This window comes from Streptomyces cinnamoneus (genome assembly GCF_014650495.1).
Taxonomy (GTDB): Bacteria; Actinomycetota; Actinomycetes; order Streptomycetales; family Streptomycetaceae; genus Streptomyces; species Streptomyces cinnamoneus.
The window spans coordinates 16,983-32,546 of the sequence record NZ_BMVB01000006.1 but is presented as its reverse complement, the minus strand read 5'-3'; the positions used below and the strand labels follow the sequence as shown (position 1 = coordinate 32,546).

Below are 15,564 nucleotides of genomic sequence, written 5' to 3'. Positions count from 1 at the left end.
CCGCATCTGGTGCTCGTCGGCCACGGCATGGCCGGCCAGCACTTCCTCCAGGCCCTCGTCGGCCGGGGCCCGGCCGCCTGGCGGATCACCGTGCTCGCCGAGGAACCGCGCCCCGCCTACGACCGGGTCAAGCTCACCTCCTGGTTCACCGGCACCACCGCCGACGAACTCTCGCTGTGGCCCGACGGGTTCGCCGACGACCACGGCATCGACCTCACGCTCGACGACCCGGCCACCGCCATCGACCGCACGGCCCGGACCGTCACCACCCGCTCCGGGCGCACCGTGCCCTACGACGCGCTGGTCCTGGCCACCGGCTCCCGGCCCTTCGTACCGCCCGTCCCCGGCCACGACACCCCCGGCTGCTTCGTCTACCGCACCATCGAGGACCTCGAAGCGATCCGCGCCCGCGCCGGCGCGGTGGGCACCGGGGCCGTCGTGGGCGGCGGACTGCTCGGCCTGGAGGCCGCCGGGGCCCTGCGCGCGATGGGCCTTGCCACCCACGTCGTGGAGTTCGCGCCCCGGCTGATGGCCGTCCAGGTCGACGAGGGCGGCGGCGCCACGCTCCGCCGCAAGATCGAGGAACTGGGCGTGGTCGTGCACACCGGCGCCGGCGCCGGCGGCATCGAGGCCGGCGCCGACGGCACCGTCAGCGGCATGACCCTCACCGACGGCGGCCGGATCGACACCGGCCTCGTCGTCTTCTCGGCGGGCGTGCGCCCCCGCGACGAACTCGCCCGTGCCTGCGGGCTGCCCGTCGGCGAGCGCGGCGGCATCGTCGTCGACGAGGCGTGCCGCACCGCCGACCCGCGCATCCTGGCCATCGGCGAGTGCGCCCAGGCGGCCGACGGCCGCGTCTACGGCCTCGTCGCCCCCGCCTACGCCATGGCCGAGACCGCCGCCGCAGGGCTCGCCGGCGACGCGGCCGCCTTCACCGGCGCGGACCTCGCCACCAAGCTCAAGCTCCTCGGGGTCGACGTCGCCAGCTTCGGCGACGCCCACGGCACCGGCGAGGGCGCGCTGGAAGTGCTGTACGCCAACAGCCGCGAGGGCGTGTACAAGAAGCTGGTCGTCGCCCCCGACGGCCGCCTCCTGGGCGGGGTCCTCGTCGGCGACACCGAGCCCTTCGACGTGCTGCGGCCGCTCGCCGCGGCGGGCACCCCGCTCACCACGCCCCCCGAACACCTCGTGCTGCCGGCCCCCGCGGACGGCCCGCCCGGCCCGGTGACCCTGCCGGACGAGGCGGTCGTCTGCTCCTGCCACAACGTCACCAAAGCCACCCTGCGCGCGGCCGTCGCCGACGGCGGCTGCACCGACGTGGCCGCCGTCAAGCGCTGCACCAAGGCCGGCACCGGCTGCGGATCCTGCGTCAAGATGATCGGCACTGTCGTCGACGCGGAACTCGCCTCGCTCGGCACCCCCGTCGACCGCGGACTGTGCGAGCACTTCGCGCACACCCGTGCCGAACTCTTCGAGATCGTCCGCGTCAAGGGCATCACCACCTTCTCCCGCCTCCTCGACGAGCACGGCCGCGGCGGCGAGGGCTGCGACGTCTGCAAGCCCACCGTCGGCTCGGTCCTCGCCACCCTCAACCCCGAGCTCGGCAACTCCGTGCACATCCTCGACGGCGAACAGGCCGCCCTGCAGGACACCAACGACCACTTCCTCGCCAACCTCCAGCGCAACGGCTCCTACTCCGTCGTCCCCCGCGTCCCCGGCGGCGAGATCACCCCCGCCGGCCTCATCACCATCGGCGAGATCGCCCGCGACTTCGGCCTCTACACCAAGATCACCGGCGGTCAGCGCATCGACATGTTCGGCGCCACCGTCGACCAGCTCCCCCTCATCTGGCGCCGCCTCATCGACGCCGGCTTCGAGTCCGGCCACGCCTACGGCAAGGCCCTGCGCACCGTGAAGTCCTGCGTCGGGCAGACCTGGTGCCGCTACGGCGTCCAGGACTCCGTGGCCCTCGCCATCGAGCTGGAGCTGCGCTACCGCGGCCTGCGCTCCCCGCACAAGATCAAGTCCGCGGTCAGCGGCTGCGCCCGCGAGTGCGCCGAGGCGCAGAGCAAGGACTTCGGCGTCATCGCCACCTCCGCCGGCTGGAACCTCTACGTCGGCGGCAACGGCGGCATGACCCCCCGCCACGCCGACCTCCTCCTCACCGACGCCGACCACGCCACCCTCATCCGCACCATCGACCGCTTCCTGATGTTCTACATCCGCACCGCCGACCGCCTGGAACGCACCGCACCCTGGCTCGAACGCCTGGAAGGCGGCCTCGACCACCTGCGGGACGTCATCGTCGACGACTCGCTGGGCATCTGCGGCGAACTGGACGCGCTGATGGCCCGGCACACCAGCACCTACCAGGACGAGTGGCGCGCCACCCTGGAGGACCCCGAACGCCTGCGCCGCTTCGTCTCGTTCGCCAACGCCCCCGGCACCCCCGACCCGACCGTGCGCTTCCTGCCCGAACGCGGCCAGATCCGCCCGGCCCGCACCCACGAGATGGCAGAGGTGGGCACGCCATGAGCACCGTCGACGACGCACGCACCGTCGAGATCGACGCCGGCGGCGGCTGGACGGCCGTCTGCGGCTACGACGACCTCCTGCCCGGCCGCGGGGTGACCGTCCTGGTCGACGGCCGGCAGGTGGCGCTCTTCCGCGACCGCGGGGGAGAGGTCTACGCGGTCGACAACCGCGACCCGTTCAGCGGGGCGCACGTCATCTCCCGCGGCATCATCGGCAGCCGCGGCGGGGTGCCCGTCGTGGTCTCGCCCATGTACAAGCAGGTCTTCGACCTGCGGTCGGGCGCCTGCCTCGACGAGGACGCCGCCCCGGACGCCGCCCCCGCGACGCTGCCCGTGTGGCCCGTGCGCCTCGCCGCGGGCCGCCCCCGGCGCGTCGACGACTGGCGGCCGGAGGACCCGGTCTTCTGGGAGGCCACCGGCGCCCGCGTCGCCCGCCGCAACCTCGTGTACTCGGTGCTGTGCGAGCACATCGGCTTCTCCGTGTGGAGCCTGTGGTCGGTCCTCGTGCTCTTCCTCGGCCCCGAGTACGGCATCGACCCGGCCGGCAAGTTCGTGCTCACCGCCGTGCCCACCCTCGTCGGAGCGGCACTCCGGCTGCCCTACACCGTCGCGGTGGCCGTCTTCGGCGGCCGCACCTGGACGGTCGTCAGCGCCCTCGCCCTGCTGATCCCCGCCGGACTCACCGCCTGGGTGCTGGAACCCGGCGTGTCCTACACGACCCTGCTCCTCGTGGCGTCCGTCGCCGGCCTGGGCGGCGGCAACTTCGCCTCGTCCATGGCCAACATCAACACCTTCTACCCCCAGCGCCTCAAGGGCCGCGCCCTGGGCATCAACGCCGGGGGCGGCAACCTCGGCGTGCCCGCCGTCCAGCTGCTCGGCCTGCTGGTCCTCACCGCCGCGGGCGCCGGCCACCCCCGGCTCGTCCCGCTGGTCTACCTCCCGCTGATCGTCGTGGTGGCCGTCGCGGCGGCCCTGCGCATGGACAACCTCGCCCGCGTCCACCCCGACGGCCGCCCCCTGCGCGAGGTGAGCCGCAACCCGCACGCCTGGGCGATGTCCGTCCTCTACATCGGTACCTTCGGCTCGTTCATCGGCTTCGGATTCGCCTTCGGCCAAGTCCTGCTCGTGCAGTTCCCGGACGCCTTCCCCACCCCCGTACGGGCCGCCTCGCTGACCTTCCTCGGGCCGCTGCTCGGCTCCCTCGTCCGGCCCGTGGGCGGCCTTCTGGCCGACCGGTGGGGCGGCGCGCGCGTCACCTTCTGGAACTTCACCGCCATGGCGGCCAGCACGGCCCTGGTCCTGCTGGCCTCGCAACGCGGCTCACTGCCGTTGTTCCTGACGGGCTTCGTGCTGCTCTTCGTCTTCAGCGGCATCGGCAACGGCTCGACGTACAAGATGATCCCCGGCGTCTTCCGCCGCGCCGCACAGCGCTGGACGGCGCAGGGAATGGACGCCCGCACCGCCGAGGAGCGCTCCCACCGGCACGCCAACGCGCTGATGGGCATCGCCGGGGCGGTCGGGGCCCTCGGCGGCGTGCTGATCAACCTCGCCTTCCGCCAGGCGTTCCTGACCCAGGGCACGGGCGAGGCCGCCTACCTCGCCTTCCTCGCCCTGTACGTGCTCTGCCTGGGCCTGACCTGGGCGGTCTACCTGCGCGGCGACGCCCGGCGCGTGTGAACGCACCCCCCACCCGTTCCCCGGCCGGGCCCGCTCACGCGGTCCGCCCGGGGAACACCGGCGCCGCCCAGGCCGGCGGCTCCGGGGGTGTCGCCGGTGGGGGAGGAGGGCCCTCTCCCGCCCGCCGCAGCGCGGCCACGAACGCCAGGCAGCTGTCGTACCGGTCGTCCGGGGCCTTGGCCAGCGCCGCCGTCAGCACCTCGTCGACGCCCTCCGGAAGCCCCGGCCGGTGCTCGGTGAGCCGCGGCGGCGCTTCGTACTGGTGCGCGTAGAACAGCGCCCTGTCGTCGTCGCGCCGGAACGGCGGGGTGCCCGTCAGCATCTCGAACACCACGCACGCCAGGCTGTAGACGTCGCAGCGCCCGTCGACCGGCTTGCCGGAGATCTGCTCCGGGGCGGCGTAGTCCAGGGTGCCGACGACCAGACCCACCCGGGTGAAGCCGGTCAGCGAGAGCGACTTCTTCGTCAGCCCGAAGTCCGTCAGGTAGACGTGCTCGGGGTGCTCGCTGTCGGTGCCCTTCGCCACGAGGATGTTGCCCGGCTTGACGTCGCGGTGCACCAGGTCGTGCGCGTGGGCGGCGTCCAGGGCGGACGCGACCTGGCCGGCGATCCGCAGGGCCTTGGCCAGCGGTAGCGGCGCCTCGCGGGCCAGCAGGGCGGCCAGGTCCTGGCCGGCCACGTAACACATGGCGATGTACAGCTTGCCCTCGGCCTCCCCGGCGTCGAACACCGGGATGATGTGCGGATGATCGATGGCCGCGGCCACCCGCGACTCCTGCGCGAAGCGCTCGCGGAAGGTCTCGTTGCAGGCGATCTCCGGGGCCATCAGCTTGAGGGCGACCGTGCGGTCCAGCCGCAGGTCGGTGGCGCGGTAGACGGTGGCCATGCCGCCGCGGCCGATCTCGCTCTCCAGCCGGTAGACGCCGATCTGCCGGCCGATCATCGCCGCCGGGTCGGTGCCGGGCGAGGCTTCCGGGCGGGTGGGGTAGTCACCGGGATCCGCAGTCATGACCCCTCACCGGGACCGTGCGGCGGCGGGCCCTGAACGCCCCCGCTCAGCCGTGTGGGCTGCGCGGAGACCGGTCCGGGGGCGGGCGTACCGGCGGGCGCCCCGGCCGCGGAGCCCGTGGACGCGGCGGGGGCCGGGGCCGGCTTCCGCGTGGCGAGCGTGGTCATGGCCGTGCCGTCGCAGTAGCACCACTGGTCGTGCTCGGCGTCGTAGAGCCAGACCGCCTCCCCGTCGACCACCACTCCGATCCGCAGCCCCTGCGTGGTGCCGTGGAAGGCCCCGGCGTCCGTGCGGCCGGCCGCGAGCTCCTCCACCGCCGCCCGGTACCGCCCGAGCGTCTCCTCGGCCCGGGCCAGCAGGCGCCGGGCGTCGGCGGTGTGCACGAGCGGGCCGCCCGCCCCGGGCGGGCTCTGCGGGAGGGCGACGAGCAGCCGGGCGTCGACCCAGGCCGACCAGCCGTTGGAGCACAGCACCTGTCCCCAGTCGCCGAGCCGGCTCAGCAGCTGCACGGGCAGCAGCGGGTCCAGCGGCACGCTGGGGACGGTCGGGTCGGGGACCGCCCAGGCGTCCAGTCCCTCCTTCGGCACGACATGGCTCGGGTCGAAGCCGGGCGACTGAGGGGTGGCGCCGTAGGGGCCTGCTGCCGCGCTCATGGGCCGCGTCACTTCCGCATCACGGCGGGCTCGTGGCGACGCAGCAGCCGGGCGACCAGAAGGCCGATGACGACCGACAGGACCACCATCATGCCCATGTCGAGCAGCCAGACGCCGGCCGTGTGGCCGAAGAGCGGGTCGGTGGTCACCTTGCCCGGCACCAGGCGTTCGAGGTCGACCGTGCTGCCCATCGCCGCCAGGGCCCAGCGCGCGGGCACCAGCCACGACAGCTGTTCCAGCCCCGGCACGCCGTGCAGCTTGAGCAGGGCCCCGCAGAAGACGACCTGCACGATGGCCAGGAGCACCAGCAGCGGCATGGTCACCTCCTCCTTGCGCACCATCGCCGAGACGAGCAGGCCCGTCATCATGGACGTGAACGACAGCAGCGCCACGGCCAGGGCGATCTCGGCCAAGGGCGGCAGCAGCACGCCCCTGCCTCCCGGCGCGCCGGTGTCCACCCCGGCCAGTCCGACCAGGGTCAGCACGACCGCCTGGACGACGGTGATCAGGCCCAGCACCAGGACCTTGGACATCACATAGGCGGACCGGGACAGGCCGACCCCCCGTTCTCGCCGGTAGATGACGCGTTCCTTGACCAGTTCGCGCACGGCGTTGGCGGCGCCCGTCAGCACTCCGCCCACGCACAGGATCAGCAGCGCGTTCATGGCCGACTCGGCGGTCAGCCGGCTGCCCGCCAGCGCCCGGGCCATCGCGCCCATGACGAACGGCAGCGCGATCATGATGGCCAGGAAGGTCCGGTCGGCGCTCAGGGCGGCGGCGTAGCGGCGCATCAGGGTGCGCAGCTGGCCGCCCCAGCTCTGGGCCTTGACCGGTTCCAGGGCGGGCGGGGCCGGCACGACGCCGCCGAGCCGCGGCTGTTCGCTGGCGGCCGTGATGTAGCGGTCGTACTGCGGGGAGGCGCGGTACTCGCCCGCCCAGTCGCGGCTGCGGTCGTTCTCGAACGCCTCGAACGCCTCGGGCCATTGCGTGAAGCCGAAGAAGTCGAGGGTGTCCCGGGGCGGCCCGTAGAAGGCGGTGCGTCCGCCCGGTGCGAGCACCAGGAGCCGGTCGCAGACGTCCAGGCTCAGCACGCTGTGCGTGACGACGATGACGGTGCGGCCGTCGTCGGCGAGGTTGCGGAGCATGGTCATCACCGAGCGGTCCATGCCCGGGTCGAGGCCGGAGGTCGGCTCGTCGAGGAAGAGCAGCGACGGCTTGGTCAGCAGCTCCAGTGCCACACTGACGCGCTTGCGCTGGCCGCCGGAGAGGCTGTGGATGGGCTGGCGCGCACGCTGTTCCAGCCCCAGTTCACCGATCACCTCCTCGACGCGGGCCTCGCGTTCGGCCTTCGCGGTGTCGCCGGGGAAACGCAGTTCGGCGGCGTAGCGCAGGGCGCGGCGGACGCTGAGCTGGGCGTGCAGGATGTCGTCCTGCGGCACGAGGCCGATGCGCGCCCTGAGCTCGGCGTAGTCCCGGTACAGGTCGCGCCCGTCGTAGAGCACGGTGCCGCGGTCGGCCGGGCGCAGCCCGGTCAGGGCGTTGAGCAGGGTCGACTTTCCGGCGCCGCTCGGTCCCACGACGGCGAGCAGGTACTTCGCCTTCACGGGGAAGGAGACGTCGTCCAGGAGGGTCTTGCGGCCCTTGTCGACCTGGACGGAGAGCTCCTGGACGTCGAGGGAGACCTCGCCGGTGTCGACGAACACCTGCAGCTGGTCGCCGACCAGACTGAAGTCGGAGTGGCCGATGCCGACGATGTCGCCGGGGGCGACGGGGGCGCGCCGGACGGCGCGGCCGTTGAGGTAGGTGCCGTTGTGGCTGCCGACGTCCACGATCTCGTGGCCGCCGTCCGGGAGGGTCCGCAGTTCGGCGTGGTGCCGGGAGACGATCAGGTCGTCGATGACGAGGTCGTTGTCGGTGCCCCGGCCGATGCGCACGGTGCGGGTGGGCAGGGGGTGCACGGAAGTGGGCCGGCGGAAGGTGCCGGTGGCCGCGGGGTGGTGAACGGACGAGGGACGGTCGGCGGGGCGCGGCCACGGGGCGGTGACGACGGCGGCGGGGCCGTCGGAGGGGTTGCCGAAGCGGACCACGCTGCCCGGCCCGACGTCGACCTCGTGCACGCGCCGGCCCTCGGCGTAGGTGCCGTTGGTGCTGTCGGTGTCCTCCAGCGTCCAGTGGTCCCGGACCGCGCGCAGCACCGCGTGGTGCCACGAGACCCGTGTGTCGCGCAGCACGATGTCGCTCGTCGGGTCGCGCCCCACATGGTAGATCCGGCTCGGACTCATCACGTGCGAGCCGTCGTCGGCTTCGATGACGAGTTCGGGCGCGGACGGGCCCGGGGGCGCGACGGACCGCTGACCCATACCTCTAGGCTACGGCCGGATGCCCCCACCCGCCTTCCGGCGGCAGCGGCGGAGAACACGAAGGAACCACGAAGGAACGCGACGGAAGGGATCCTCGGTGACCGCGCAGGACACCCCCGCTGACCTGCCCTTCTTCGTCTACGGGACGCTGCGTCCCGGGCGGTGCAACCACGACCGCCTGCTGCGCGGCAGGACGGTGGCCGAGGTGCCGGCCACCTGGCCCGGTGCGGTGCTGTACGAGGGGCCGGGGTACCCGTACGCGGTGGCGGAGGCGGGCGGCGGGGTCCGGGGCGAGCTGATCACCGTGGCGCCCGGCGCGTACGGTCCGGTGCTGGCCGCGCTCGACGCGCTGGAGGAGTACCGGCCGGGCGATCCCCGCAATCTCTACGAGCGCATCCCGTGCGAGGTGCGTGTCGACGGGGGCGGCACGGCGCGCGCGTGGGTGTACGTGGCGGCGGAGCGGCTGGCGCGCCGGCTGCGCGTGACCGGCACGGTGGTGCCGGGCGGCGACTGGACCGGCTGAGGCGTGCCGCGGGCGGCCCGGAACGGGCCGCGTCTCACATAGTGATCACTTGCCCAACAGGGGCAACCCCAGAGGCGGTTGTCCCCTCCTGACTGTCAGTTGGACAGGACGTTGCCCTCCCGTCACGGAGTGTTGGGCATTTGTAAACACTGCATCAACTGTTCGGATATTTCCGCACTTCGCTCTTTTCATGCGCATGTCACTGCATGCATGGTCATTCACGGGACCGCAGGTTCCCGTGGTGCGGCAGGGGCCGGATCACGTGCACGCAGGTGGCCGGGCATGCCCGGACCGCCCCCATGACCAAAGGGCGCTCACAGTGCGTACAACCCCCACAACCTCCATAGCGTCCGCGTCCCGCAGACGCGTCCTCACCGTCGCCGTCGCGGTGGCCGCCGCAGCGACGATGGCCGGCACGGCCTCGGCCGCCGTGACCGCGCCGGCCGCCGCCAAGGCGAAGACCCCGGTGGCTTCGGCCGCCTCCACGGTGTCCACGGGGGACATCGTGAAGGCGGCCCGGACCGCCGCCCTCGCCAACGCCAAGACCACCGGCGTCGGCGCGGCGGACGTCCTGCGGGTCAAGGACACCCTGATCGACCCGGAAGGCAAGCGTCACGTCCGCTTCGAGCGGACCCACCAGGGCGTCACCGTCATCGGCGGCGACCTCGTCGTCCACCTGGACGCCAAGAACGCCTACACCGGCGTGACCCGGGCGACGAACCGTCAGGTCTCCGTCCCCACCGTCACCCCGAAGCTGAGCGCCGGCCAGGCCGCCGCCAAGGCCGCCGACGCCGCGGGCGGCACCGCCGGCCAGGCCGAGCTCGTCGTGGACGCCCGCGCCGACGACGCCGTCCTCGCCTACCGCGTGACCGTCACCGGCAGCCGCGGCGCCGAGGCGGGCACCGCCCACTCCGTGGTCGTCGACGCCGCCTCGGGCAAGGTCATCAGCAGCACCCCGCACAGCGACGCCTTCATCTCGCCGAAGCTGAAGTCGACGCTGCGCGCCGAAGGTCAGCAGGCCGCCCCGCGCACCGCCACCAAGCCGGCCGTCCCCGGCCCGGCCAAGCCCGCCGCGGGCGCCTTCCCGGCACCGGCGAACGGCACCGGCGCCTCGATCTTCGCGGGCAGCGTGCCGCTGATCACCACGCAGACGGCCAAGAGCTCCTTCACCCTCAAGGACCCCAGCCGCGGCAACGGCGAGACCAGGAACGCGGGCAAGCGGGAGCTGGAGTCGTTCGCCAGCGGCAAGGCGTTCACCGACACCGACAACAAGTGGGGCAACGGCACCGCCGGCGACCCCGCCAGCGCGGCGGTCGACGCCCAGTACGGCATCACCAGCACCTTCGACTACTACAAGAAGACGTTCGCGCGGAACGGCATCAAGAACGACGGTGCGGGCCCGCGTGCCCTCGTGCACTACGGCGACAAGGTCGGCAACGCCTTCTGGTCCCCGGACTGCGCGTGCATGCTCTACGGCGACGGGGACGGCGAAACGTTCAAGCAGCCGCTGGTCGCCCTGGACGTCACCGGGCACGAGCTGAGCCACGGCGTCATCGAGGCGACGGCGGGCTTCGAGCCCACGCGCGTCGACGCCGCGGGCAACCAGTACGGTGAGGCCGGCTCGCTCAACGAGTCCTTCGCCGACATCTTCGGCGCGGGCGTCGAGTTCGCGGCCAACAACGCGGCGAACCCGCCGAACTACCTGCTGGGCGAGAAGCTCGGTCTGGAGCAGACCTTCCTGCGCCGTCTGGACAAGCCGTCCCTCGACAAGCTCGAAGCGACCGTCGACTACTGGGACGAGGGCTCCTACGACCGCGAGGTCCACGCCGGCTCCGGTGTCTCCTCGCACGCCTTCTACCTGCTGGCCGAGGGCAGCGGCAAGAAGACCATCGGCGGCGTGACCTACGACTCGCCCACCTACGACGGCGCGGCGGTGACCGGCATCGGGCGGGAGAAGGCGCAGCAGATCTTCTACCGTGCGCTCACCCGCTACATGGTCTCCACCACCGATTTCCACGAGGCCCGCACGGCCACCCTGCAGGCGGCCGCGGACATTCACGGCGCCGACAGCGCGGAATACCGTGCGGTGGACAAGGCGTGGGCCGGAGTGAACGTCACCGAGGCGAACACTCCCAAGCGTTGACGGTGAACCGCCGTGCGATGACGGCGGAATGACAGCGGAACGGGCCATGGGCGGCCGGAGCAATGGCCGCCCATGGCCCTTTTCCTTTCGCTTGCTTCATTCGAGCCAGAAGACGTCGAACTGGCCGTCGGCGCGGGAGACGACCACCAGCGTGCCGGGGGGCAGCGGCGTCGGGTTGTTGGCGAAGAACTCCACGTCAGCGGCGTTGGCGAGGGTGACGTGGCGCCAGATCGCCGCGGCGACGGCGGCGGCTGCCGTCCTCAGGGTCGTGGCTTCATCACGGTTCAGGGCCATGGGGGATCAACCCCTTTCATGGGGCATGAAGAAAAAAGAAGGGGCCTGTCGCATGCAAGAGGAGGTGGATGCAGGGACAGGCCCCGGCAGCGGGGGCGACGACGCCTGGGCGGCGTCCTCCGCCATGACCGGAAAAGGCCCGGGAGTTGAGGCCGCCGGGACCTGATCGGCCGATACCTTCAGAGAGATGCACTCTCGATGAGCTCGAAAGTACGCTCCGCATGCGAGGCGGTCAATAGCGATTTTGACGTTCCCTCGAATTGATGAAACGTCGGATAATTCTATTCCCCGGGGGATTTCTCGTCGTCCGTCGTGGCGACCGTCTCCACGCTGGAGAGGTTCTGCACCTTGCGGGCCTCGTCGACCATGGTGAGCAGGGCGTCCAGCGTCGCCGCGGAGAGTCCGTCCGCCCGCAGGGCGAGATTGCGGACCCGGGTGTCGCGCAGTGCGATGGCCAGGGCGAGCTGTGCGTTGACGCGCTCGGCCACTTCCTCGCTGAGGAAGTACTCGGGGGGCACGCCGAAGAACTCGGCGAGCACGTCGAGCTGTTCGAGGGTGACGTTGCGCTTCTTTCCGGTGGCCAGTTCCCACAGGTACGTGCCGGAGATGGAGCCGCCGGTGGTGTCCCGGATCTCCTTGGCGAGCCGGGCGTACCCGGGGCGCTTGCGCTCATCGGGATAGATCGCGGCGATCAGCTCGTTCAGCCGCTGGTCGAACGCGCGCAGCAGTGGCCGGTCGCCCTGGCGAGGTACTCGGTCACCACTCGTCATCGGCCGCCCTTACCCGGAGGTTTTCGTGTCGTTCGCTCCCATGGATACCGTCATCCGCCATTGTTGACAAGCGGTCGGCGCACGGCTTCACACAGCGGACACACAGGACGGCGCGACGGCCACCGGCCTGGGCCGATGGCCGTCGCGACGAGGGGTGCGGCCGGGCGCGGGCTAGCGTCCCTGCTTCTGTCCCTTGATGGCGAACGGAAGTTCGCGGGAGAAGAAGGTCATGTCGCCGTTGCCCACCGAGACCCCGGCGTCCGCGTGGGCCACCTCGCGCGGGGCCGAGCGGCCCACGCCCACGGTCAGCCGGTAGACGGCGGTGGCGCCCGGGGCGAGCGGCCCCGTGGCCGCCGGGCGCAGCGTGGCGCTCATGCCGGGGTCGCAGCCGCCCGCGACCAGGGGGACCTCCGCCCAGCCGGCGCCGGGACGGTACTGCCGCAGCTTGAGGTCCTTGGGGGTCAGGGCGCGGCTCGCGCCGGCGCCGTAGGCGAAGTAGGAGGCGCGCAGCTGCGGGTAGGCGCGGTTGGTGGTGTTCTTCACCGTCACCGTGAGCGCGCGCGACGCCCCGCCGCGCTCCAGGGTGGTGGAGCGCTGCCAGCCGCCGACGGTGACCTCCGGGCGCGTCGCGGTCGTGCTGCGGGCGGGGGCCCGGTAGGTGTGGCCGCGGCCGTCGTCCACGGAGGCGGCGACGGTGAGCGTGCCCGGACGGTCCAGGTCCTGCAGGCGCAGGGCGACGGTGTGGGAGTGCCGGGCGTCGGCGCCCTTGGCCGTGACGGGGAAGGTGAACACGCCCCGGGTGGGCCAGCTGCCGCTGCCCGGCTTCACGTCCAGGTCGACCCAGCGGCGGGTGCCCGTGTCGTAGCGCTGCACCACGAGCGAGGCGGTGCTGAAGCCCCGGCTGCTGACGTCCAGTCGCACCGTCCCCTTGGTGACGGGCGTGCGCAGCGTGACGTTCGAGGACGACCACAAGCCGATGGGCAGCTGGGAGTCGACGCCGTAGGAGATCTTCTGAGCGGCGGTCCCGGTGCCGGCCGGCGCGAGCGCCGGTGGTGCGTCGGACGCCGTCGCGACGGCCGCCGGGGAGGCGCCGCCCGCGACGGGGGTGTCGCAACCGGACTGCGCCCGGGCGCCGTCCGACGCCGTCCCGCTCCCCGCGGCCTGTCCGGGCGCCGCCGCGCCCACGGTGAGCGCCAGCCCGGCAGCCAGGGCGGCGGCCGTTCTCGCGGCGGCCCTCCGCGCCTTCGACGACCGCTGCTCTGCGACATATCGCGTCATTTACCGCCCCCACCTATGGGTTGGTCCCGCACATCCGTACGCCTCTGCTCCGAGAGAGCGCCTTCCACAGCTGATGGTTCCCCACGGGGCACGGAAATCCCATGAATTTCGCGGGCACCCGTGTCCCCGCCGGGAAGGCCCCCGGACGGCTGACGGATTTATTGACTGGCCGCACGGCGGTGGGCCGTGTTGGATGCCGTCCGTGACACGTGCAGATCATCGTCAACACAGCGACCGGGCACTCCTCGACCGGCTGGAGGAGTACTACGACGCGGTACCGCGCAGCGTGGCGCGGGCCGAGGACTTCGGGCCGCTGACCCTCTTCGTCCGGGAAGGCCACGGCTGGCCCTTCTACGGCCGCCCGGTCCTGGGCCGGCAGGGCCCGGCGGTGACCGCCGCCGACGTCCACCGGGTACGGGCCCGCCAGCGCGAGCTGGGACTGCCCGAGAGCTTCGAATGGGTCGCCGAGACCACCCCGGCGCTGCGCCCGGCCGCCGAGGAGGCGGGTCTCGTGGTGCACGAACACCCCCTGATGGTGCTGGACGCGAACGCACCGGCGCTCGCCCCGGCCGTCGGTGACGGAGTGTCGGTGCGCATGGTGGGGCCGGACGACGCGGGCCTGGCGGGCGCGGTCGCCACGCCGTTCATCGCCTTCGGCGAGCCCGGTACGGGCGTCGGCAGCGCGGGCCCGGAGGCCCTCGCGGCGACGGAACGGGCCCTCACCGACGACGGCACGGTCGATCAGATCGCCTCCCGTCTCCGCGCCGGCCTGACGGCCCTCGCGGTCGCCACGGAGAACGGCACCCCCCTGTGCGCCGGCCAGCACCAGCCGGTGGGCCGGGTGAGCGAGGTCGTCGGCATCGGCACACTGCCCGCCGCACGCCGCCGCGGCCTCGGCCTCGCGGTCACGGCGGCCCTGGTGGCGGACGCACGGGCGCGCGGGGTCACCACCGTCTTCCTGTCGGCGGGCGACGAACCCACGGCCCGCATCTACGCCCGGGCCGGCTTCCGCCGCGTCGCCACGGCCCTGATCGCGGAACCGGCGGAGTAGGCGCGCCCGCGCCCGCGTCCGGGGCCGCGCCCGCGTCCGGGGCCGCGCCCGCGTCCGGGGCCGCGCCCGCGTCCGGGGCCGCGCCCGCGCGCCGCGCCGCCGGCCGGGCGGGGTCCGGCAGAATGAGCCGATGATCGGCAACCGGATCACTCACCGACGAGCGGACGGCGTCCGCATACCCGGCACCTGGCGCCCCGCCTTCCTCTGCAACGGCGGAAGGTACTACTTCACGGACCTCTTCATCTACGCCGACGGGCTCATCGACTGCTGGGGCCTCGTCACCATCGACGAGTTCGAGGAGAAGGTCCGCCGCGGGCGGGTGGCCACCACCCTCCCGGAGGGTGCCGAGGCGTCCGTCCACGAACTGGGCGGATGGACGTTCGGGGATCCGTACACGACTCTCACCCCCGAGCTGCTGGTCGCCGAGGTGCGGGACACCATCGACGAGCTGAACGGCCGCCCCGATACGACCGGCCGCTGCCTGGCCGCCGTCGACGTGTTCCTCGCCGACCGGACCGAGGAGAACCGGGCCGCCGCACGCGCCGCCTACCTCGCGATCCCCGAGACCCGGCGGCACTACGCGCTCGGGGACATGGACCGCAAGGACTGGCCGCTCCAGGTGCTGCTGGCCGGCCCGGGCGGCGAGATGGCGGGCCTGCCCGGCAGGCGCGTCACCGAGGCCGCGTACGACGATGCCCTCGCCTACTTCGAGGAGCGGGCCCGCTGGGCCGCCGAAGCGCCCTCGCGGGTCCCGGCGGACGGCCCGGCGACGCCCCACTCGCCGGCGGTCAAGCTGCACCACTCGTACCCGTGCGAGCGGCAGGACGACCCGGGCACGGTGGGGCTTCGCAACGACTACCCGGCCGCCATCACCGTCGACGGTGCCACCTACCCTTCCGTCGCCCATGCCTACTGGGCCCTGTCGGCCGCGGATCCGGGGGCGAGGGCCGCCATCGCGGCGGCGGACACCCTGCACGCCGCCCGCACGCTCGCCGGTGACACCCCCCGCCGTGCCGACTGGGAACACCTCCGCACCGCCGTCATGACCGCGCTCCTGCGCGCCAAGTACACCCAGCACCCCGACCTGGCGGAGATCCTGCTGGGCACCGACGACGCGACCTTGATCTACGACGAGGCCGGCTCGCCCTTCTGGGGGGACAACGCCGGGCGCGGCCGCAACTGGACCGGCCGCCTCCTGGAACTCGTCCGCTCCGAACTCCACGCCCGGCGGGCCGGAATCGGGTGATCTCACCGCCCCCCCGGGCGCGGTGT

General features: G+C 73.0%; 12 protein-coding genes. 6 read left to right on the top strand and 6 right to left on the bottom strand.

Going from position 1 to position 15,564, the window contains the following annotated elements:
• Window positions 1–27 precede the first annotated feature (27 nt).
• Together nirB and nirD are read left to right on the top strand one after the other, a co-directional pair.
• On the top strand, window positions 28–2,535 hold the full coding sequence (gene nirB / locus IE182_RS10715) for a nitrite reductase large subunit NirB (protein WP_190109731.1): 2,508 nt from the start codon (window positions 28–30) through the stop codon (window positions 2,533–2,535).
• Complete coding sequence (gene nirD / locus IE182_RS10710) at window positions 2,532–4,211, top strand: nitrite reductase small subunit NirD (protein ID WP_190109488.1); 1,680 nt, start codon at window positions 2,532–2,534, stop codon at window positions 4,209–4,211. Before nirB ends, nirD begins: the two co-directional genes overlap by 4 nt.
• Before the next feature lie 34 nt (window positions 4,212–4,245).
• Here nirD and IE182_RS10705 read toward each other — a convergent pair whose 3' ends face one another.
• The 3 genes from IE182_RS10705 to IE182_RS10695 are packed head-to-tail and all read right to left on the bottom strand — an operon-like array spanning window position 4,246 to window position 8,233.
• Window positions 4,246–5,220 (bottom strand): serine/threonine-protein kinase, encoded by a 975-nt coding sequence (locus IE182_RS10705; RefSeq protein ID WP_190109487.1) that lies wholly within the window; start codon window positions 5,218–5,220, stop codon window positions 4,246–4,248.
• On the bottom strand, window positions 5,217–5,873 hold the full coding sequence (locus IE182_RS10700) for a hypothetical protein (RefSeq protein ID WP_229844726.1): 657 nt from the start codon (window positions 5,871–5,873) through the stop codon (window positions 5,217–5,219). Before IE182_RS10700 ends, IE182_RS10705 begins: the two co-directional genes overlap by 4 nt.
• A gap of 8 nt (window positions 5,874–5,881) precedes the next feature.
• Window positions 5,882–8,233 carry an ABC transporter ATP-binding protein/permease gene (locus IE182_RS10695; protein ID WP_190109486.1) on the bottom strand — a complete coding sequence of 784 codons (2,352 nt, stop codon included), beginning with the start codon at window positions 8,231–8,233 and terminating at the stop codon, window positions 5,882–5,884.
• A gap of 97 nt (window positions 8,234–8,330) precedes the next feature.
• On the opposite strand from IE182_RS10695, the gene IE182_RS10690 reads away from it, so the two are divergent.
• Window positions 8,331–8,756 (top strand): gamma-glutamylcyclotransferase family protein, encoded by a 426-nt coding sequence (locus tag IE182_RS10690; protein ID WP_229844725.1) that lies wholly within the window; start codon window positions 8,331–8,333, stop codon window positions 8,754–8,756.
• Between the two features lie 406 nt (window positions 8,757–9,162).
• Window positions 9,163–10,899 carry a M4 family metallopeptidase gene (locus IE182_RS10685; RefSeq protein ID WP_190109730.1) on the top strand — a complete coding sequence of 579 codons (1,737 nt, stop codon included), beginning with the start codon at window positions 9,163–9,165 and terminating at the stop codon, window positions 10,897–10,899.
• Window positions 10,900–10,995: 96 nt separating this feature from the next.
• Here IE182_RS10685 and IE182_RS10680 read toward each other — a convergent pair whose 3' ends face one another.
• The 3 genes from IE182_RS10680 to IE182_RS10670 all read right to left on the bottom strand — a co-directional run bounded on the left by IE182_RS10680 (window position 10,996) and on the right by IE182_RS10670 (window position 13,241).
• Entirely contained in the window at window positions 10,996–11,193 is a 198-nt protein-coding gene (locus IE182_RS10680; protein WP_190109484.1) for a hypothetical protein, read from the bottom strand.
• Between the two features lie 281 nt (window positions 11,194–11,474).
• Window positions 11,475–11,963: a hypothetical protein gene (locus tag IE182_RS10675; RefSeq protein ID WP_190109483.1), complete on the bottom strand. Its 489-nt coding sequence runs from the start codon at window positions 11,961–11,963 to the stop codon at window positions 11,475–11,477.
• Window positions 11,964–12,134: 171 nt separating this feature from the next.
• Window positions 12,135–13,241 (bottom strand): hypothetical protein, encoded by a 1,107-nt coding sequence (locus tag IE182_RS10670; RefSeq protein ID WP_190109482.1) that lies wholly within the window; start codon window positions 13,239–13,241, stop codon window positions 12,135–12,137.
• Window positions 13,242–13,443: 202 nt separating this feature from the next.
• Here IE182_RS10670 and IE182_RS10665 point away from each other — a divergent pair, with 202 nt between their 5' ends.
• Window positions 13,444–14,292: a GNAT family N-acetyltransferase gene (locus IE182_RS10665; protein ID WP_229844724.1), complete on the top strand. Its 849-nt coding sequence runs from the start codon at window positions 13,444–13,446 to the stop codon at window positions 14,290–14,292.
• A gap of 130 nt (window positions 14,293–14,422) precedes the next feature.
• A complete protein-coding gene (locus IE182_RS10660) occupies window positions 14,423–15,538 on the top strand; it encodes an NADAR family protein (RefSeq protein ID WP_190109480.1) in 1,116 nt (371 codons plus the stop codon).
• Window positions 15,539–15,564 lie beyond the last annotated feature (26 nt).

Coding starts and splice junctions, on each gene's coding strand:
- IE182_RS10685 (WP_190109730.1), top strand. CDS start 9,163: ATGGCCGGCACGGCCTCGGCCGCCGTGACCGCGCCGGCCGCCGCCAAG.
- nirB (WP_190109731.1), top strand. CDS start 28: ATGGCCGGCCAGCACTTCCTCCAGGCCCTCGTCGGCCGGGGCCCGGCC.
- IE182_RS10680 (WP_190109484.1), bottom strand. CDS start 11,193: ATGGCCCTGAACCGTGATGAAGCCACGACCCTGAGGACGGCAGCCGCC.
- nirD (WP_190109488.1), top strand. CDS start 2,532: ATGAGCACCGTCGACGACGCACGCACCGTCGAGATCGACGCCGGCGGC.
- IE182_RS10660 (WP_190109480.1), top strand. CDS start 14,423: ATGATCGGCAACCGGATCACTCACCGACGAGCGGACGGCGTCCGCATA.
- IE182_RS10700 (WP_229844726.1), bottom strand. CDS start 5,873: ATGAGCGCGGCAGCAGGCCCCTACGGCGCCACCCCTCAGTCGCCCGGC.
- IE182_RS10705 (WP_190109487.1), bottom strand. CDS start 5,220: ATGACTGCGGATCCCGGTGACTACCCCACCCGCCCGGAAGCCTCGCCC.
- IE182_RS10670 (WP_190109482.1), bottom strand. CDS start 13,241: ATGACGCGATATGTCGCAGAGCAGCGGTCGTCGAAGGCGCGGAGGGCC.
- IE182_RS10675 (WP_190109483.1), bottom strand. CDS start 11,963: ATGACGAGTGGTGACCGAGTACCTCGCCAGGGCGACCGGCCACTGCTG.
- IE182_RS10695 (WP_190109486.1), bottom strand. CDS start 8,233: ATGGGTCAGCGGTCCGTCGCGCCCCCGGGCCCGTCCGCGCCCGAACTC.